Source organism: Gracilibacillus boraciitolerans JCM 21714 (genome assembly GCF_000521485.1).
Lineage (GTDB): Bacteria > Bacillota > Bacilli > Bacillales > Amphibacillaceae > Gracilibacillus > Gracilibacillus boraciitolerans.
Window position 1 is genome coordinate 126,847 of sequence record NZ_BAVS01000002.1, and the last position, 20,592, is coordinate 147,438.

Sequence of the window (20,592 nt, forward strand, 5' to 3'; positions counted from 1 at the left end):
TTGGATTATATACGTTGATGAAGCCAAACCATTAAATGATCAATCGCTTTATCTCTATAGTGCGCATGCCACGGATGATGAAAGCCATCATTAAAAGATAATAAGTTTTTATCATCTATGGCAATGCTATCTAAAAATAATTGAATGGATGGAGGATGTACGATTGGATCTTTGTGATCATATACGCAAAATAGTGGGAAACTGAACCGGTATGCTTCACTTAGTGCTTGTATTCCGTTTCTCATTAACTCTGTTAACCAACGAGCAGTATATTGAGCGGTGATTAGCGGGTCTTTTTGTAATGCCCGTTCTTTTGGTAAATAAGGTTCTAGAATTTGAAACTTATCTGCCAGTCGTTTCCATTTAGTCGGTTGAACCGATAAACCAGGAGAAAAGCGTGAAACGGCAGATAGTATTTGTTTCACCATAAACGGTAATTGCACACGAAGTTTAAAGGCTGGCGATGAAACAATAATTCCATTCGTCTGAAGCGCATATTCTTGCACATAACGAATAACAATTAAACCTCCTAAGCTGTGACCAAACAAAAATATCGGAACATCAGGATATATAGAACACACTTGCTGGATAAGTAAATGAAGATCGTCTAGGTATTCATTAAATGTATGAACATGCCCTCTGGAACCACCAGAATTTCCAAACCCTCTTAGATCTGGTGAAATCACAATCATTTGTTGACTCATACAATAGTTACTGATGTGTGTGTATCTGCCAGAGTGTTCACCAGCTCCATGGATTAAGATAATAATTGCTTTTGGACGCTCAGGGATCCAGCTTCGATAAAAAAGTTTTACTTTGTCAATTGCAATATAATAATTAGTTGTATCCATGATAACCTCCAAAAGTTTTTGAAACCCTATTCGCTGAAAAAAGATAAATTATCAAAGAGTTCAGCATGATTAAAATAATGTCATGACACCATATAGTATCACCGATATTAATACAGCAATTAATGCAGGTCCTAACTTATATTTTGCATATGTAATTACATCTAACCCGAGAATATTAGCGATCGTATTGGTATTGTCACTTAGTGGTGAAGCAAACGATCCAAACGAGCCACTGGCAAAAACAGCGCCAATCACAAGAGGAAGTGATGCATCTGTTGCCTGTGCTAATGAAAAACCAAGAGGCATTAAAATTCCCCCCCATGTGCCCCCCCATGAAGACCCGATAAAATAAGAAACAAATGCACCAATTAAAAACATCACAGGTGGAATAAGCGAATGTGGTATCCAGTCGACATTATTTGTAACAAAGGTGGAGAATCCTAATTGATCTGTGACAGAGGATAAAGCCCAAACGATAGCCAGTAATAGAATAACGGACATTAAATTATTGCCAGCTTCAATAAACTCATGAATCATATTCTTCAAGGAGTGCCTTTGAATGATTTGCATGAGAAAAGAAACGAGTACAGTAATAAATAATGCAACCACCATTGCTTGTAAGACATCTGCTTCAATAAAAGCTGCTGGAAAAGAATAACCTTGTCTGAATCCATCAAACCAAGTGAGAAATAATGTTAATGAAATAACTAAGAATACAGGGATGATTAAATTCCATGGATTTGCGGGAAGCTCTTGACTCTGATCATCTTTTGTAATGGTTATCTTATCAGGATCCCGTTCATCTTCATGAATATCCGCTTTGTTGTGACGAAAAAATACAAACAATGTACCAACGATGATCATGGTAATAGCAAAAAAGTTAAAAGGAATACTTCTGATAAAAATAGAATAAGGATCCTCATTCAATCCGTGATTTTGTATACCCATTTCAATAATAGAAACCATGTAACCTACGGATGCTGTAGCAATGGGGATGAGCACGATCACAGGTTGCGTACTTGTTTCAATCATAAAGGCTAATTCTTTTCGTGTCATGTTTATTTTTGTTAATAATGCCTTCATAATTGGGGGGCAATGGTAACAATCCGAAAGCTCGGTGCACTAAAAGTACCTAAAGTTGATAACCATGTAAGAATAATTGCCTCTTTTTTACTGTTTACTTTTTCAGAGGTAAGCTCCACAAAACCCTTAATTCCACCAGAAGCTTTCATAATTCCGACTAATCCGGAAAACATATATAAGAAAATGATAATTTTTAAATTGTTAATATCGGTTAAACTATCGACTATATACTGGATGGATAATTCCATTCCGCCTAATATCGTCGGTTTCATAATATAGGCACCAATAATTAAACCAAGTATCAATCCGGGGAAAACCTGCTTCGTCCACATTGCTATAATTATTACAACTAAAAATGGGACTAATGCAATCCAAGTACCTTCCATATTGAACCTTCTTCCATTTGTAACATTAAGCAGCTTTAAGTTCTTTCACTGAACCTTCACAAATAGAAGGTATCCTTTCATAGCATGGTTGAAAGACAGGAAAATATTCTCGAATCTAACAATTTGCATTAAAATATAGTATAATGAATATAGAATGGAGGCTCCAAATGAATAAAAATCGACAAAATGCAAACATGGAAGAGTACAAGGTGAAAGAACAGGCAGAACTGCTTCCTTTCTTACTAGAAACTTTCTCTGATCGTAGCAGAAATGCTGTCAAATCAATTTTAACTCGTGGACAAGTGTACGTTAATAATCAAGAAGTAACGCAGCACAATTACAAATTGGAACCAGGTTATACGGTTACTATTCAGAAGAATAAAGCCGCAAAAGCAGCCAATTTTGAAAAAATGAAGATTTTATATGAAGATGATGCCATTATTGTCATTGAAAAAGACTCTGGTCTTCTAACAGTGGCGACAGAACAAGAAAAATCGCTTACTGCTTATAAGCAATTAATGGATTATGTTCAGAAAATTAATCCTAAAAACAGAATTTTCGTTGTGCATCGTTTAGATCGGGAGACTTCTGGAGTGATGTTATTTGCAAAAAGTGAAGAAATAAAACATACGTTACAAACAGGATGGAAAGAGATGGTTAAAGAAAGATCATATGTGGCGTTGGTAGAAGGAATTGTTACGAAACATGAGGATACCATTACTTCGTGGTTGAAGGAAACAAAGACGTTTAAAGTGTATTCCAGTCAAAAACAGGATGATGGAAAAAAGGCGGTTACACATTATAAGGTGATTAAAGCAAGTAATAATCTATCACTATTGTCGGTATATCTAGAAACAGGGAGAAAAAATCAAATTCGTGTTCATATGTCTGATATTGGTCATCCCGTAGTTGGGGGGGATAAAAAATATGGCGCGAAGGGAAATGCGATTGGACGTTTTGGTCTGCATGCTATCGTATTAGCGATTAACCATCCTGTGACAGGCGAACTGCTTCGGTTTAAGTCGAATATACCAACAGAGTTTTTGAAAAAAAGACAATTTTAACTGCTAAAAATCGACATTCAAAAGCGATGTCGATTTTTTATGATATATAATAAAGGACTATCAAGGTGTTTTGCTATGAGAAAAACCCGTGGAAAGGGAAGCGGACAAGCCGTAGCAGCGTACAGTCAAGTCATAATTACCTCATCAGTTAGTGCGTATAATCTTCCTTTTGTGCACTAACTTTATTTTTTCAATTGATAAGTTACGTAATTTTCTAAAAGAATTAAAACGTAAATATTTTCTATCTGTGTAAAATAAGCTATAATGAAAGATAAGATTAAAACGTTTTCATTTTTATGGTTAAATTTTTAGAAGGAGTTGCGTATATGAATAAGCTTGATCAATTATTTGAACAATTTTATGATAATGCATTGGAAGAAACCGTTAAAGCAGTGGGACCTATTGAAAGAAAGTTAACGCTTAAGAGCGGTCTGCTTGAATTATTAGGTGATTTTACATACTTGGATGAAACGCGAGTTCCATTTCAAATTAATCTTATTGAAACAAAAGAATTTCCAGATTATAAACGAGAGTTATTTAGTCTATCTTTAACAAAACTTATTGAGATAAAGATGTATGTGTTAACACCAAAAACAAACAAAAAAATATTTCCTTCTGTCTTAGCCCTTCATGGTCACGGTTTTGGTGTGAAAGAAGCAGTCGGATTAACAGAAACTGGAGAACAAGCGCAAGTTGCAGGTATTCATAATCAATTCGCGGTACATTTAGTGAAAAAAGGCTTAAAGGTTTTTGCACCGGAAGTTATCGGATTTGGTGATCGCCGTTTAACTAGGGATATCGAACAAGATAATATCAATTCCTGTGAAGCAATGGCAACAAACCTTTTAATGGAAGGAAAAACACTAGCAGGTTTACGAATTTGGGAAGCACGCAGAGTATTAGACTTTATCGAACAAAGTTCAGAAACTGATGATCAAAAAATTGCGATGATGGGTTTTTCGGGAGGAGCTTTAGTCACCGCTTATACCGCGGCTCTTGATTTGCGAGTAAAAGCAACCGTTCTAACTGGGTTTACCAACACATTTAAAGGAAGTATAATGGCTAGGCATCATTGTATTGATAATTATATTCCAGGAATTTTAAACTTTGCAGAATTACCAGAGTGGATTTCACTTATTTCACCTAGAAGTCTTTTTATTGAGTCTGGTGAAAAAGATCTAATATTCCCTAATTCATATGTAAAAAAAGCAATTGCTGAAATTGCGGAATATTATGATAATCGACCAGAGAAATTCAGCTATGATATTTTTCCAGGTGCACACGAGATAAATGGTAGAAAAGCATATGACTGGCTAGTAAATCAAATTTCATAAAAGGAAAATTCGACTTTATCTTGCTGTCCCATGTGATGACATTATGGGATCTTCAGATTCGAAGTAATGAAAAATTTGTATAAAAGTAGTGTTTGCAATTCCGGTTTTCATTAATTGTGATATACTTTTTACTAGAGATAATTCGATCAGGGGGGGAGTATGTCACGATGAAACAATTATGGGCAACATTGAAAACGATGTCTTTTAAAGAAGCAGCCGATTATATTTGGGAATATTATAAATTGCATATTATTGGGACTATTCTTGGTGTAGCTTTTCTGGTATCGATATTAACGACTGCTTTTAGTGAAAAAGAAGAACTGTATGAATTAATGGTGGTTACGGAGATTCCTTATGATGTAACAGAAGAGTTTTCAAATCAACTAAACGAGCAATATTTTTCAGACTTTCGCGTTGCGACCGATAACATTATTTCGAATGGTGGTACCTTATCTGAACAATCGTATGAGCAGGTTCAGAAGTTGGTTGCTAGAATTGCTACCGGAATGATAGATGCCATGGTGACGGACAAAGTATTTGCTCAGGAATTGATGGAACAAGAGGGTTTATTAGAATTTAACAAAGTTATTGATGTGTCTTTATTGGAAGAACATGGAGTAGAATTATATCAATTTGGATCGGAAAATGTATATGGAATTAGCACAAATCAATTAGATGTTTTTAATGATAACGAGGCTTTTCAGGATCGTATATTGATCATTCCTGCCAGTTCCAAAAACTTAGATAAAACAACGATATTTCTAGAAGCATTATTAGAATCCTAACAAAGAATCGACAAGTAGATGTTTCGACTGCTTGTCGATTTCTTGTAAATTTAAAAAGAAACAATATTCTAACAAGAATAGTGAACGTTTACCAGCGATGAACTAGAGGAATTAATTATACTAATTTTAGTTTTGATTACATCAAGCAATCCTTATCATTTAAGTAATTTGGGAAGGAGAATATAGATGAAGTTAGGTATTTGTTCTGTAACGTTTCGTGACAAAAATCCTCAGCAAATAATCGATTTGGTTCTGGAGGCAGAATTGGACGGGATTGAGTGGGGAGGAGATATTCATGTGCCACCAGGAGAGGCCCAACTGGCAGAGGAAGTAGCTGATTTAACAAGATCTCGTGGACTTGAAGTCAGTTCATATGGTTCTTATTACAGATTAGCAGATCATGAAGGTAATGAGTACGACTTTACCACCATCCTGGATACTGCTAAGAAACTAGGAGCACCTGCTATCCGCGTATGGGCTGGCAGCAAAGGAAGCAAGGTAGTAAATAAAAATGAGCGTATTAAGTTAATAGAGGATGCAAAAAGGATCGCTGATTTAGCTGAAGAAGAAGGAATCAGTGTACATCTTGAATATCATGATCACACACTAACGGATACGAAAGAAAGCGCTCGGAAGTTACTCGAAGAGATAGCACATAAAAATGTTTACATCTATTGGCAACCGCCTAATCATATTTCTGTCAAAGAAAGAATTGCCAGTATTAAAGCATTAAAACCGTGGATTTCTAATACCCATATCTTTCACTGGCATTCATTTGATAATCGTATGGAGTTAGCAACTGGTGCGAAAGAGTGGCAGCAATACCTGGAAACAATTGAAGAAGATGGACAGGAAAGATATGTTCTAATGGAATTTGTTAAGAATGATGATGAACGGCAATTTTTAAAGGATGCAAGAACACTACATGAATTAAAAGCAATCGTAGAAACAACCTGATCCCGTTCGATTAGGTTGTTTCTCTTTTTACTATAGAAGTTTCGAGAAATACTTTTTTGCATATTTGACGATCATCACGTAAACGTTCCATCATTAAATTGACTGCTGTTTTACCCATTAATTCCTTTTCAATACGAATGCTTGTTAACGAAGGATAAACATATTTGGAAATGCTAATATCGTTTATACCTATTAAGCTCACCTGTTCAGGTACTGCTATCTTCGCTTCATTTAAAGCTTTTAAAGCACCAATAGCTAAAGGATCATTGGCAGCGATAAAACCAATATTATCTGGAGATTCTCTTGACAACAACTTTTTCATTAATTGATAGCCGCTATCTACATTAAAATGATCTAGTAAAATAAGATCTTCATTTAATACCTTTTTTACTTTGGCATACTGTCGAAAATAATATTCCCGGATATCCTCTGTTGGCGGAATGGATCCCTGGAGTGTTTCTTTGCCCCCCCAATAAAACCAATTTTTGTTATATTTTTCTCTGTTAAATGATCAATTGCATCAACAAGTACCTGTTGAAAATCAGTCAAAACCGCATCACAACCCTGATGCTCAAAATCAGAATCTACTAAGACAATATGATCGCTAATAGCCTTAAATTGTTTTACTTGTGTTTTACTAAAACGACCTACTGCGATAATCCCATCGATGCTGCTGGGAATTTCTTTGAGATCGTTTACCGTATATTTTAATAATTGTAAATGAACTTCTTTCGCCTCATCCTCAATCCCATGACGAATTCCCATATAATATAGGTCTGTTAATTCCTCAGACTCTGTTACCCAGTGTACAAATGCGATTCTGCGAGTTAATTTTTTGCGTGTACTCTTTTTTTGATAGGACATAGATTCCGCTATTTCAAAAATTCTTTTCTTTGTTGTTTCTCCAACAGAAAGGGTCGAATCATAGTTTAATACGCGCGAAACAGTGGCGATTGAGACACCAGCTTTCTGTGCAATATCTTTGATTGTTGCCATTTATTTCACCATCCTGTAAGTAAAATAAGTAAAATTTAACTTGATTATTTTTACTATTTAAATTATTATACTACATAAGTGGCAATAATACGAAAAAGGTACTATTTTTGAATATATAATAGGAGGTATCATATTGATGTTTAATAAAACAAAACTGACTTACACACCACCAGAAAATGGCTACCCAGAGTGGAATAATAATCCTGAGATATTTCAATTGAACCGTATGCCACAACATGCCTTAGCGATTCCGTTCCAGGATCACGACCAAGCCTTGAACTACCACAATGAGAAGTCACCATTTTATAAAGATTTAAACGGGAAATGGAAATTCTATTTTTCTGAAAATCCGGATCAGCGAATAAAGGATTTTTACCAGCATGATTATGATGTTTCTAAATGGGATAATATTAAGGTTCCTGCACATTGGCAATTAGAGGGATATGATTATCCGCAATATGTTAACACAAGATACCCGTGGATTGAACATGAAGACATACAAGCACCATTCGCACCAACGAATTATAATCCTGTTGGGCAATATGTGACATCCTTTGAACTAGAGGATACTTGGAAGGAAAAACCTGTTATTTTACATTTTGCAGGAGTGGAAGCTGCTTTTTATGTATGGCTGAATGGAGAATTAGTGGGGGGGTATAGTGAAGATACCTTTACGCCAGCTGAATTCAATCTAACACCATATTTGCAGGATGGAAAGAACAAATTAGCGGTTGAAGTATATCGTTGGGCTGACGCCAGCTGGCTGGAAGATCAGGATTTTTGGAGAATGAGTGGGATTTTTCGTGATGTATATTTATATGCTATCCCTGAGCTTCACTTGTATGATCATCGAATTCGTACTTCTCTTGATGAAAGCTATCAGAATGCAACACTAGAGGTTCAGGCTTATGTACTTAACTATTTTAAACAATCCTTTCAAACAAGTAAATTAGAGATAGAATTGGTTTCGGCTGAGAACCAATCGGTGACGAAACAAACGATTGAATTAGATTTATATCAAAAAGAATCTGCTACGGTTACAATTACTACAAATATATCTGAACCACGTCAATGGAGTGCAGAGGATCCATACTTGTATACGGTGGTTTTCACATTGAAGGGAGAAGACGATCAAATCGTCGAAGTCTTCGCAACAAAAATTGGTTTCCGTCAATTCGAAATGATTGATAATATTATGCATATTAATGGCAAACGAATTATTTTTAAAGGGACTAATCGTCATGAATTTAGCGCAGATCATGGTCGTGCCGTTACGGAACAAGATATGATTGACGATATTGTACTAATGAAAAAATATAATATCAATGCCGTTCGTACCTCACACTATCCGAACCATCCAAAATGGTATGACCTATGTGATCAATACGGATTATATGTCATTGATGAAACGAACTTGGAAACACACGGAACATGGCGTTATGGTCAACAAACATTGGAGAATTCCTTACCAGGTAGTAAACCGGAGTGGACAGAAAACGTCCTTGATCGCTGTAAATCGATGTATGAACGAGACAAAAATCATCCATCCATTGTCATTTGGTCACTAGGCAATGAATCATTTGGTGGAGATAATTTCTTGAAAATGCATGATTTCTACAGGAGTGAAGATCCGACTCGACTTGTTCATTATGAGGGTATTTTCCATTACCGTCCGTCTGATCGTGCTTCAGATATGGAATCGACCATGTATCGCAGTCCACAGGAATTAGAATTTTATGCGAATCAACCAGGGGAGAAGAAGCCATATATATTATGTGAGTATTCTCATTCTATGGGTAATTCAACGGGGAATCTTCACAAATATACGGAGCTTTTTGATCGCTATCCAACATTACAAGGTGGGTTTATCTGGGATTGGAAAGATCAAGCATTGCGTCATCATACAGAAGAAGGAACAGAATTTTTAGCATATGGTGGAGATTTTGGGGGAATCACCGCATGATGGAAACTTTGCTGGTGATGGTCTAATTTTTGCAGATGGAACCGTATCACCGAAACTAATGGAAGTAAAAGCATGCTACCGTAATATTGATATTAAGGAATTAGATTTAAGTAAAGGTGAATTTAAAATAATCAATAAGCATCTTTTCCAATCTTTACATCAATACAAATTAGTATGGACGGTAGAAGAAGACGGAGATATATTGGAATCAGGTGTACAACTGTTAGAGGCAGCGGCTCAAACAGAACAATTGGTAACATTAGATTATCAAAAGGATAAATTTAACTCAGCGAAGGAACAAGTAATTACACTGCAAGTTGTCTATAAGAAGCAGCCATTCTGGCTAAGCCAGATCATGAAGTCTCATTTGAACAATTTTTCCTTCCTGCTGTTTCTGCAAAAAAAGTCACAGATGGTAAATTACAAGTAGAAGAACAGAATAATGCGTATGTTATAAAAGGTAATGATTTTAGTGTTTCGTTTAGTAAACATACGGGAGATCTGACGTCTTATCTTATTAACGAAACGGAATTAATGAAGAGTCCACTGGTGCCAAACTATTGGAGAGCGATGACGGACAATGATCGGGGGATCACATGTCAATGAAAAGAGTCAGGAATGGCGAAAAGCTAGTCTTGACCGCTCATTAATCAATCTTGATGTAAAAGATCATGGAAGTTATGCACTTGTGGACGTTTATTATCAGTTATTCACATCATCTGTATCGACAGCAGCTATTCGCTATAAAGTTCATGCTTCCCATCAAATCGAAGTGGAGCATTTGTTGCAGCCAGGCAACGGACTATCAGATATACCAGAAATTGGTATGAGGTTTGAATTGGACCAATCATTTGACCTGTTAACATGGTTTGGGAAAGGACCTCATGAAACTTATTGGGATCGTCAAAAAAGTGGGAAAGTTGCTATACATGAAGGAAAGGTAGCAGATCAATTGCAGCCATATTTAAGGCCACAAGAAAGCGGAAATAAATGTGGGGGGGTGCGTTGGATGGAGATCACAGATAAACAAGGAAATGGTATCAAAATATCCGGTGATCCTACAGTTGAAGTAAATGCACTGCCATTCACCCCATTTGAATTAGAAGAAGCGAGTCATCACTATAAATTACCGAAATCTGATAAAGTCTCTGTTAGAATTAACGGGTGGCAAATGGGTGTAGGTGGAGATGATAGCTGGGGACAACCGACACATCCAGAGTTCCGCATGTTTGCAAATCAGAATTATAGTTATCGATTTACGCTGGAAGGTCTAACTACCAAATGATTTTTTGATTAAGATCATTGGAGATGAAAAACCTCATGGGTGCTAACGCTGCTCCATTGTTATAACTTTGAAATTAATTACAATAAGGCGTATAATAGTAGTATAACCCATGAAAGGGAGTGCCGAATGGCTTATTTTAATAATCAAAAGGAACCTGTAGAGAATGTAGAAACAAATGTCTGGTCTTGTGTGAATGATGATTGTCAAGGATGGATGAGAGAAAATTATTCTTTTGAAAAAGAACCTACTTGCCCCCCCATTTGTCATTCCGAAATGAAAAAAGAAGTTCGAGTAATTCCAGAGATGAAATAGAAGTAAAATAAAAACTGCATTCCCCCCCTGATCAGGAGAAATGCAGTTTTTATTATTATCGTTCGCATGAATGATAAAGCGTAAGGGCAAGCGAAGTTGATGGCATTATTTTTCTGTCATAGTAAATTCAAGCAATCTTAATATAGATTATAATAACTTCAGAAACCGTTTTCCTTTATTCTTTAATTAAAGGTTATTTTTTTCTAAAAAAACACTTGATTTTGTAATCTTATAGTAATATACTGTAATAAGAAAACGGATACACAATGCTGCAGCATTAATATTTGTATCTTTTTTTTAGCAAGAAGGAAACCGATTTCTTATTTTTGATTTTGTTAGAATGATAGAACGCAATTTTGAAAGAGCTTCATTGGAGCTGTTAATGTCAATGACTGGTTTAGTAAGAGTTTTAAAATTTTTTAAAAATATGGGGGGTTAGTAGTGATGAAAAAGTGGTTAATGTTAATTATTTTTTCTTTAGTGGTCGTTTCTTTAGTTGCCTGCAGTGATGATAGTGAAAGTACAGGTAGCGATAATGGGGGGGGAGACGATAGTGAAAATACAACTAGTGATAATGGAGAAGACACTAGCAGTGACAGTGGCGAAAAGGTTGCCTTGGATTTCTGGATTTTCGGGAGCACAGGCTATGGTGAATTAGTGGATAAATATATGGAAGAAAATCCTAATGTTGAAATCACCATTAATGAAGGTGAAATGAATGACATGCATAACAACTTGTTTACTTCCATTTCAGCTGGAAGTGGCGCACCTGATATTGCGCAAATAGAAGTGAGTCAAATTGAAAAATTCTTAGGAGCTCAAGATCAATTTTATAATTTGAATGACTATGGTGCAAATGATGTTTCAGGAAATTTCTTGATTGGAAATGGGCACAGGCTCAAAATGTAGATGGATCCTTTCAAATAGGTTTGCCAACTGATATTGGCCCAACTACCATGTTCTATCGTATTGATGTTATGGAGGAAGCAGGACTTCCAACTGATCGTGAAGAAGTTGCAGCTGAAATTAACACATGGGATGCTTATTATGAAGCAGCTAAAACAATTAAAGCTGAAACAGGTAAACCGATTGCAGATACACCAAAGCTTGTATTTAATGCATTAAGAGACCAGCAAGAACTACAATATTTTAATGAAGACAATGAATTAATTATGGAAGATACAGTAAAAGAAGCGTATGACTATACAACTAAAATGATTGAGGAAAAGTTAATTGGTCAAAACGCACTTTGGACACCTGAATGGGGAACTGCAATGGCAGAAGGCAGCTATGCAACATTGCCAGGTGCACCAGGATGGATGGTTGCTAATGTAAAAGGAAATGCACCAGATGCATCAGGCTTATGGGACATTTCATCTATACCTGAAGGTGCGGGTAACTGGGGGGGAGGTTCTTTCTTAACTATTCCAGCAGAATCTGAACATCCAGAAGAAGCATATAAATTTATTTCATGGTTAACAGCACCTGAACAACAATTGAAATCATTTGAAATTGCAGGATTGTTCCCATCTACACCAGATGTATATGAAAATGAGGAATTTCTGGCGACTACGGATGAGTACTTTAACGGCGCTCCTACTGCAAAAATATTTGCAGAAGCTGCACAAGCTGTTAAAGAAGTATACATGGGTTCAAATTATGCCATTGTAGATACGGAGCTTGAAACAGCACTTACAAACGTCGCGGTGGATGGAGCTGATCCACAAGGTGAATGGGATGCAGCAATAGAGCGTATTAACTCACAGTTAGAAAGACAATAAGGATGATACTCAAACGGTTTATGGATTCTATTCATAAACGTTTGAAACCAATGAAAGGAGAGATTACCATGGCTCAAACAGATACAGCACTAAAGACCACTAAAAAATCATCCTTAAGCGAGAAACGGAAAGAAGCTCTTTCTGCATATTTATATATTTCACCCTTCTTTATCTTATTTGCTATTTTTGGACTATTTCCAATTTTATTTAGTTTTTATCTTGGCTTTCAAAAGTGGAATGGTCTTGGAGAAATGGAATTTGTAGGTCTACAAATTTTAAGTGGGTATTAACCGATGGAATATTCTGGACATCATTAACTAATACATTAATTATGTGGGTATTAGGCACCCTGCCGCAATTAATAATCGGTATCATTTTGGCATATGCGTTAAACTCCGCATTGATTAAGATGAAAAGTCTTTTCAGAGTATCGATATTTATGCCTTATGTTACATCCACTGTTGCGGTTGCGATTGTATTCGGAATCATGTTTAACAATCAGGATTTTGGTCTGTTTAATGTTATTCTGGGATGGTTTGGAATCGATACAATTAGCTGGGGAACCTCGTGGTGGGGGGTGTGAAAATTGCTATTTCTACTATGGTTTTTTGGCGCTGGGTTGGCTACAACACGATTATATATCTTGCTGGTCTTCAGGCGATACCAAATGAATTATATGAAGCAGCACAGATTGATGGGGCTACAGTACGCCAAAAGATACAGTATATTACAATACCGATGTTACGCCCAATTATTATATTAACTGTATTCACGTCAACAATTGGAGCATTGCAGTTATTTACTGAGCCTTTAATTTTTATTGGAAGATCGTATAGAGAAGAAGGAATTACAGTTGTTTTATACCTATATCGCGAAGCATTTACGAACTTGTCATTTGGTCCTGCTTCAGCAGCTGCGATTGTCTTGTTCATTATCATTATTATAATATCGTCAATTAACGTATTCTTTGCAAATCGGATTGGGCGATAAGGAGGGTTAGCAAATGAGTGAAAAAATAAAATCCAATAAGGTTTCCATTTCAAAGTTTTTTGTTTATGTACTGCTTGTTGTTGCTTCCTTTCTATCCATCTTTCCATTGTATTGGATGTTTGTGATGGCTACAAACCATAACAGTGTGATTAATAGTGTTCCACCTGCGTTTATTCCTGGGTCGGAACTGGTGACAAACTTTACAAATGTGATAAATACAATTGATTTTATGGGTGCAATTTTGAATTCATTAATTGTATCAATTGTTGTAACAATCGGTGTGTTATTTTTATGTTCTTTAGCAGGATTTGCTTTCGCTAAGTTTGATTTTAAAGGGAAAAATTTCTTGTTCGTGGCTATCCTTGTTACGATGATGATACCTCCACAACTCGGGTTAATTCCGCAATATTTCATCATAACTAAGTTAGATTGGCTGAATGATTTTAAGGCAATTATTGTACCAGGTCTAATTGATGCATTTGGAATATTTTGGATGAGACAATATATAAGCAGTAATATTCCGAATGAACTTGTTGAAGCAGCCAAAATCGATGGATGTACAAACTTTAGAGTATATTGGAATATTGCAGTTCCCGTTATTATACCGGCTTTTGCAACATTAGCCATTATTAAGTTTATGTACGTTTGGAATGATTTTCTTTGGCCGCTTGTTGTCTTACGCGAAGAGTCATCTTTTACGATTCAGGTGGCGTTACGTGGTTTGATTGATAATTATGTCCGTGATAATGGAATGATTTTATCTGGAACATTTTGGGCTACCGTACCATTGATTGTTATTTTTCTATTGTTAAATCGATTATTTATCCAAAGTTTAACAGAGGGTGCAGTAAAAAGTTAAAATTACTTTAATTATTTTTAAATAGAGGGATTAACATGAAGTTGACCATCAGGGATGTAGCAAAAATGGCAGGTGTATCACCTGGAACCGTTTCAAAAGTAATCAATAAAACCGGTAGTATTAGCCCGAAAACAATCAAAAAGGTCATGGATGTAGTGGAGCAAACGGGATATCAGCCTAGTTTTTCCGCAAAAGCATTGGCAACCAAAAAGTCCAATCTTATTGGCTTAATCTACGCTGGAGAAGTACATGTCGAATTTAGTCATCCTTTTTTTAATGAGGTAGTCAATGCATTTAAGAACGCAATTGGAAAACTAGGATATGATATTTTAGTATTTTCAAATAATAAGTTTAGTAAAGATAAAGAAGATTATATAGCTAGATGTAAACATTTTCAATTAGAAGGATGTGTTATTGTAGCAGGAGAACACTTGGAAGAAGCGGTTGCTGAATTAGATAATAGCAATATTCCTGCGTGGGAGTAGATATAAAACTAAGTGGACCAAGATCCAGCTATGTTTCTACAGATAATGATAAGGTTTCTGCTCAGGTAGTGGAATATCTTTATTTGAACTCTATTAAAGAAGTGGCGTTTATTGGCGGGCCTCAAGACTCTATTATTTCTAATATTCGTAAACAGGCTTTTACCCACTATATGAATCAGTTTGGGATGTTAATGAAAGAAGAGTGGATCCAATATGGGAATTACTTTGAAGATAGTGGCTATCAGGCAATGAATCGCATATTAGATTGCAGCCATTATCCGAAAGTTGTTTATGCTGCGTCTGACATGATGGCATTAGGTGCATTAAAAGCATTAAAGGAAAGAAAAATGCAGGTACCGGAAGATATCATGTTAGTCGGATGTGATGATATTGAAGCATGTCGGTATAGCGATCCTCCTTTGGCTACTGTAAAACAGGATAAAGAAAAAATGGGGGAAATTAGCCGCTTATTTGTTGCATGATTTAATCAATAAAAATGCCGAACCGTGTTTTATTCTAGTAGATCCAAAATTAGTAATTAGAGATTCCTGTTACATTACCAATGATATATCTGTGTCAACAGGAGGATGATACATTGAATAATTCTGAAAACATTTTCTTTCGAATACTTGATATTTTCGCCCACTTCGTATTGCTTAATGCTCTATGGATTATTTGCTGTGTCCCTATTGTAACTATTTTCCCTTCTACAACGGCTTTGTTTGGAGTTGTTCGCAAATGGCATACAGATGGTCATGATGTCGGTTGTATACGACTGTTTTTTTCACTGTTTAGAGAAAATTTTTAAAAAAGCTTCCTCATTGAGATACTATGGTTGGTTTCGGGTTTCATTTTATATATTGATGGAACCATTCTTTTGAATGCTGACTTTAATGGAAAAATGCTTGTTTTTATTTTATTGATATTTACTAGCATTCTTTATCTGTTTATGACCATTTATGTGTTCTTTGTTTTGGTACAGTATGAGCTCTCGATTTTACAAACACTTAAGAATTCTCTGTTTTTATCTATCGGTTACTTTTTCCATACACTTGCATTTTTGACTTTGATAAGTGGAGCAATAATTTTAATCTTTTTTGCTCCATTTTTTCTAATAATAATTGGAAGTTTATTAGCGTTTATTATGTATTTTATTTTTCTTAAATTACCAAGCGAAATCCGAAAGAATCAAAATGGAATGTACCATCATAAATATTGAAAAATACATATAAAGTATAAAGTTGGATAGGCTGTCAGGTTATTTTCTTGACAGCCTATCTTATAAGCTAGGAAAGCATATAACCGTTGTTATTACAGCATTTTGATATCCGATTCCCGCTTGAAATGTGAAATTAATGCAGAGGTAGTTGACTGGTTATATTATTTATTATGAGAGTAATCGTGTGACACGCCCTCTAGTATAGGATACACTGCGAAAGCTTGCTTGAGCAGATGTTGACTTATGCCTTTTGGGTAAAAGCGAAGTGGGCAAGCCGTAGCGGGTGTTATATCTATTATCCATTTCAAAATTACTACTAAAAGGACCAGGCGGGCTTTCCTGGTTTTCTTATAGGACTTTTGATCAATTCAGCAGGTGAAATGTATGTTATTTCATGGGAGAAAAGAGGCAGAAATATGAATAGAAAATTTAATTCAGTTTTCAAAAAAATTAATATAAAAAATTTCATTTTTCGAAATTTGAGTATAGCTAAGAAATATGGACTTACATTAGGTTTGGTATTTATTTTATTTGGTCTTTCAACCGCCGTTGTGATGTTATTAATGAATAAAACGGAACAAGATATTGCTAATTTAGAAAATAGAGGAAATAACGCAATTGAAATAACCGAATTGGGATCCTTGATCCGATCAAAAGGAATACGTGTCGTTAGTTATGTTCAAGATGGCCTTCAACAATATATAGATGAGTATCAAACACAGCAAGAGGAGTTTGACCTGATAGTGGCAAAACTTGATGATCAAATAGAGATGTCAAAACAAAATCAGTTATTGGAACAGGTTATTGCAAATGATCAAGAAATAAACGATATATTTTTAAATAGTATCCTACAAGAAAAGTCTGCAGGTAATCAGACAAATGCTGAAAGTCTTGCTACACAAGTTAGAAATATACGACTGGAATCTCTTTTTTTATTAGAAGAGATTCGAAAAACGTTGAATGAGGAGCGTGCTGCGTCTGTTTCGCAAACAAAGGAAAATCAACAATTAACACGTGTTGTTTTACTTATCTCTATGGTAATTTCCGTTATTATCGGTGGACTCTTAGTTTTCTTTATTAGTCGGGTAATTTCTCGAAGTCTTAATCAGTTAGTAGACGTAAGTAATAGAATAGCAGAAGGAAATCTTGAAGTTGGAGCAATTAATTATGAGGGAACAGATGAAATTGGTCGACTAGCTGTTGCTATAAATACGATGAGCAATAATTTGAGAAAAATCATTTATCAAATTTCTAAAATTTCTGAAATTGTGAGTAGTAAAAGTAAAGCATTAACGCAATCTTCCTTTGAAGTAAAAACAGGTTCAGAACAAGTTTCTGTAACGATGCAGGAATTGTCGTCAGGTGCTGAAACGCAAGCTAATACTACGAGTGATCTTTCTTCTTCTATGGAATCATTTATGATGAACCTACAGAAAGTAAGTACAAGTGGGGAACAGATGAATACTTCTTCTAACGACGTACTTACTATAACAGAAAAAGGCGGACAACTTATGGAAGAATCGGCACTGCAAATGAACCTAATTGATCAAATTTTCGAGGAATCAGTTAAAAAAGTTCAAGGGTTAGATATCCAATCTCAAGAGATATCGAAGTTAATTTCCGTTATAAAAAATATCGCAGAGCAAACCAATTTATTAGCATTAAATGCCTCGATAGAAGCTGCTCGAGCAGGAGAACATGGACGCGGATTTGCTGTTGTTGCCGATGAGGTAAGAAAGCTAGCAGAACAAGTATCGACCTCTGTAACAGATATTACTAAAATTGTTGGAAGTATACAAGCAGAGTCTGCTCTGGTCACTCAATCATTACAAGGTGGTTATAAAGAAGTAGAAAAAGGAACAGAGCAAATGAAGTCAACCGGTGAAGCATTTTCAAAAATTAATCAGTCGATGAAGCAAATGGTTACGAATATTAAAGTTGTAACAGAAAATTTATCGATGATGTTAGCGAATAGTCAAGATATGAATGTAGCAGTTGAAGAAATTGCCGCTGTTTCAGAAGAAGCTGCTGCTGGCATTGAACAGTCATCGGCATCATCTCAACAGACTAACAGTTCAATGGAAGAGGTGGCGAATAATGCTGCAGAGCTTTCCAAAATTGCCACAGAATTAAACGCATTAGTTCGTCAGTTTAAGCATTAATTTTTCAAAAGAAACCATAGTTGGATAGAAAGTGGTGGCAGATGGTATGAAGCCAATACTTAAGGTACAGCATGTAGCGAAATCATTTGGTAAGGGAAATAAGGAAATTCAAGTTTTGCAAAATGTTAATCTGGCTATTAACGAATCCAGTTTAACGGCTTTAAAAGGTAGGTCTGGTTCAGGAAAAACAACATTATTAAATTTAATTGGGACGTTAGATAAGCCATCTGAAGGAAAAATCTATTTTCAGGATAACGAGATAAGTCAATATAGTGAAAAACAATCTTCAGAGTTAAGAAGGTTAAATTTCGGCATTATCTTTCAATCGTATGGTTTAATCCCTTTGCTGACGGTAGCGGAAAATATTGAATTTGGCCTTAGAATTACAGATGTGCCGAGAAAAGAATGGAAAAAGCGAATCGAGGAATCTATCGATCTGGTAGGACTTACTAAAAGAGTGAAACATCGGCCCTATGAACTATCAGGTGGCGAACAACAACGTGTAGCGATTGCGAGAGCTATTGCGCCGAAGCCGTCTTTGATATTGGCAGATGAGCCAACAGCAGAACTAGATTCTTATATGGCATTTCGTATGATACAAGTCTTTCAGGAACTCACCCAAAATGATAAAATAACGATTCTTATGACAACACATGACCCAGGAATCTTAGAAATGTTAGACGATGTTTATGCATTGGAGGCTGGGAAACTTGCAGACGATTATTAAAAAAACATAGGTAGATTGATTTATTCATTTGTGGTAGTGACCTTTTTATTATCTTTAACCGCTTGTTCTCTTTTGCCGAAGGAAGAACAAGTTCTTGCCCCTCCCTTAGTTGAGCCAGCTACAGTCGAATATGATGTAGCAGAAGTACAAAGTGGAGCCATTATAAAAAGATTAACAGGCACAGCGAATTTTATACCTGTAAGTAGTGAAAATTTATTTTACCAACAATCAGGTGGTCGTCTTGATATGATTCATGTTAGCGAATCGGATTCAGTAAAAAAAGGGGATACCTTGATTGAAATCGATAGTGGTAACATTAAAGACGATATTCAACAATTGGAAATTGATTTTCAGAAAGCAGACTTACGTGTGCAACAATTAGTCGAGCAAAAGTCTGATAAGTATTCGATTGAAATAGCAAAATTGGATAAGCAAGGATTAGGATTACGTCTGTCACAATTAAGAGAACAGTTAGCCGCATCTAAAATTGTTGCTCCAATGGACGGGATCGTGACATTTGTAACAGACAGGAAAATTGGTGAAACAGTGGAAGCATTCGAATCAATCGTTCGAGTGGCTGATACAACGAAATTACAACTTCTTTATTCAGCGATTAATACAGGTGTGTTAGATGAGATAGTGGTGGGAATGACTGTTAACGTTTCCATGGAAGGAAAGCAAATGCAAGGGGGGGAAGTGGTACAGACACCGGAGGATATTCCGGAAGATGTGGCTGCAACAGATTCAGACTTATATGACAGCTCGATTTTAATCCGTGTAGACTTGGAATCAACAGAAATCGAGGTAGGGCAAAATGCAGAAATCGAAGTAGTGATCGCTAAAAAGGAAGATACACTATTGATACCCAAGAACGGTTTAAGAACATCTGGTGCAAGAAATTATGTACAAATCTTAGTTGATAATACCAAAAGAGAGGTAGATATAGAAACAGGAATTATCTCGACAACACAGGTAGAAGTATTAAAAGGATTAGATGAAGGAGACAAAGTTATTTTGAAGTAGGGGGGGGTTAAGCAATGGCCATCATAAAAATAATTTTAAGAAAAATGCTGAATAACCGCTGGCTCACTATTAGCTTATTCCTCGGTTTGCTTATTACTGTATCACTCGTTTCTAGTATTCCGACCTATACTTCAAGCGTACTACAAAAATTACTAGTTGGAGAATTGGAAGATTACCAAGTGGAACAGCAAGCGTATCCAGGCGAATTTACTTATTCAGTGAATTTTTCGAAAGATGATGCTATCGATCGCTTAACCACCTTGGAAACCATCGAAGGTTTAACCGAGATTTAATCGACGATACAGAGCTACCAAAAGTAACCAATGTAAC

General features: G+C 35.8%; 18 protein-coding genes and 3 pseudogenes. 17 read left to right on the top strand and 4 right to left on the bottom strand.

What is annotated here, in order from left to right:
• Nucleotides 1-5: 5 nt before the first annotated feature.
• Both JCM21714_RS17995 and JCM21714_RS03745 read right to left on the bottom strand, forming a co-directional pair.
• Nucleotides 6-851 (bottom strand): alpha/beta hydrolase, encoded by an 846-nt coding sequence (locus JCM21714_RS17995; RefSeq protein ID WP_052000363.1) that lies wholly within the window; start codon nt 849-851, stop codon nt 6-8.
• A gap of 69 nt (nt 852-920) precedes the next feature.
• Nucleotides 921-2,320 (bottom strand): annotated as a pseudogene (locus JCM21714_RS03745) (Na+/H+ antiporter NhaC family protein).
• A gap of 167 nt (nt 2,321-2,487) precedes the next feature.
• On the opposite strand from JCM21714_RS03745, the gene JCM21714_RS03750 reads away from it, so the two are divergent.
• The 4 genes from JCM21714_RS03750 to JCM21714_RS03765 all read left to right on the top strand — a co-directional run bounded on the left by JCM21714_RS03750 (nt 2,488) and on the right by JCM21714_RS03765 (nt 6,460).
• Entirely contained in the window at nt 2,488-3,384 is an 897-nt protein-coding gene (locus JCM21714_RS03750; RefSeq protein ID WP_035721947.1) for an RluA family pseudouridine synthase, read from the top strand.
• Nucleotides 3,385-3,710: 326 nt separating this feature from the next.
• Complete coding sequence (locus tag JCM21714_RS03755; protein ID WP_035721949.1) at nt 3,711-4,718, top strand: dienelactone hydrolase family protein; 1,008 nt, start codon at nt 3,711-3,713, stop codon at nt 4,716-4,718.
• A gap of 167 nt (nt 4,719-4,885) precedes the next feature.
• Nucleotides 4,886-5,503, top strand: a complete 618-nt coding sequence (locus tag JCM21714_RS03760) for a nucleotidyl transferase family protein (protein ID WP_035721951.1) — start codon at nt 4,886-4,888, stop codon at nt 5,501-5,503.
• Nucleotides 5,504-5,689: 186 nt separating this feature from the next.
• Nucleotides 5,690-6,460: a sugar phosphate isomerase/epimerase family protein gene (locus JCM21714_RS03765; protein WP_035721953.1), complete on the top strand. Its 771-nt coding sequence runs from the start codon at nt 5,690-5,692 to the stop codon at nt 6,458-6,460.
• Between the two features lie 10 nt (nt 6,461-6,470).
• Here the strand turns inward: JCM21714_RS03765 and JCM21714_RS18000 are convergent, their stop codons facing one another.
• On the bottom strand, nt 6,471-6,902 hold the full coding sequence (locus JCM21714_RS18000) for a substrate-binding domain-containing protein (protein WP_084040567.1): 432 nt from the start codon (nt 6,900-6,902) through the stop codon (nt 6,471-6,473).
• Nucleotides 6,848-7,456: a LacI family DNA-binding transcriptional regulator gene (locus JCM21714_RS18005; protein WP_052000365.1), complete on the bottom strand. Its 609-nt coding sequence runs from the start codon at nt 7,454-7,456 to the stop codon at nt 6,848-6,850. The genes JCM21714_RS18000 and JCM21714_RS18005 overlap by 55 nt, the downstream gene beginning before the upstream one ends.
• A gap of 136 nt (nt 7,457-7,592) precedes the next feature.
• On the opposite strand from JCM21714_RS18005, the pseudogene lacZ reads away from it, so the two are divergent.
• From lacZ to JCM21714_RS03830, 13 genes and pseudogenes are all read left to right on the top strand, one after another.
• A pseudogene (lacZ, locus tag JCM21714_RS03775) lies at nt 7,593-10,704 on the top strand (beta-galactosidase, LacZ type).
• Between the two features lie 126 nt (nt 10,705-10,830).
• A complete protein-coding gene (locus tag JCM21714_RS03780) occupies nt 10,831-11,016 on the top strand; it encodes a cold-shock protein (RefSeq protein WP_035721955.1) in 186 nt (61 codons plus the stop codon).
• A gap of 444 nt (nt 11,017-11,460) precedes the next feature.
• Nucleotides 11,461-11,925: an extracellular solute-binding protein gene (locus JCM21714_RS23625; RefSeq protein ID WP_369403438.1), complete on the top strand. Its 465-nt coding sequence runs from the start codon at nt 11,461-11,463 to the stop codon at nt 11,923-11,925.
• A gap of 20 nt (nt 11,926-11,945) precedes the next feature.
• Complete coding sequence (locus JCM21714_RS23630; RefSeq protein WP_369403439.1) at nt 11,946-12,797, top strand: extracellular solute-binding protein; 852 nt, start codon at nt 11,946-11,948, stop codon at nt 12,795-12,797.
• A 68-nt stretch (nt 12,798-12,865) separates the two neighbouring features.
• Nucleotides 12,866-13,787, top strand: a pseudogene (locus JCM21714_RS03790) (carbohydrate ABC transporter permease).
• A gap of 13 nt (nt 13,788-13,800) precedes the next feature.
• Complete coding sequence (locus JCM21714_RS03795; RefSeq protein WP_035721957.1) at nt 13,801-14,646, top strand: carbohydrate ABC transporter permease; 846 nt, start codon at nt 13,801-13,803, stop codon at nt 14,644-14,646.
• A 35-nt stretch (nt 14,647-14,681) separates the two neighbouring features.
• On the top strand, nt 14,682-15,131 hold the full coding sequence (locus JCM21714_RS23635; RefSeq protein WP_369403440.1) for a LacI family DNA-binding transcriptional regulator: 450 nt from the start codon (nt 14,682-14,684) through the stop codon (nt 15,129-15,131).
• Entirely contained in the window at nt 15,122-15,613 is a 492-nt protein-coding gene (locus JCM21714_RS23640) for a substrate-binding domain-containing protein (protein WP_369403441.1), read from the top strand. Before JCM21714_RS23635 ends, JCM21714_RS23640 begins: the two co-directional genes overlap by 10 nt.
• Before the next feature lie 80 nt (nt 15,614-15,693).
• A complete protein-coding gene (locus tag JCM21714_RS23645; RefSeq protein WP_084040568.1) occupies nt 15,694-15,939 on the top strand; it encodes a DUF624 domain-containing protein in 246 nt (81 codons plus the stop codon).
• An 827-nt stretch (nt 15,940-16,766) separates the two neighbouring features.
• Nucleotides 16,767-18,512, top strand: a complete 1,746-nt coding sequence (locus JCM21714_RS03815; protein WP_052000366.1) for a methyl-accepting chemotaxis protein — start codon at nt 16,767-16,769, stop codon at nt 18,510-18,512.
• 46 nt (nt 18,513-18,558) lie between these two features.
• A complete protein-coding gene (locus JCM21714_RS03820; RefSeq protein WP_035721962.1) occupies nt 18,559-19,239 on the top strand; it encodes an ABC transporter ATP-binding protein in 681 nt (226 codons plus the stop codon).
• A 30-nt stretch (nt 19,240-19,269) separates the two neighbouring features.
• Nucleotides 19,270-20,262: an efflux RND transporter periplasmic adaptor subunit gene (locus tag JCM21714_RS03825; protein WP_235182585.1), complete on the top strand. Its 993-nt coding sequence runs from the start codon at nt 19,270-19,272 to the stop codon at nt 20,260-20,262.
• A 14-nt stretch (nt 20,263-20,276) separates the two neighbouring features.
• A complete protein-coding gene (locus JCM21714_RS03830) occupies nt 20,277-20,555 on the top strand; it encodes a hypothetical protein (RefSeq protein ID WP_035721966.1) in 279 nt (92 codons plus the stop codon).
• Nucleotides 20,556-20,592 lie beyond the last annotated feature (37 nt).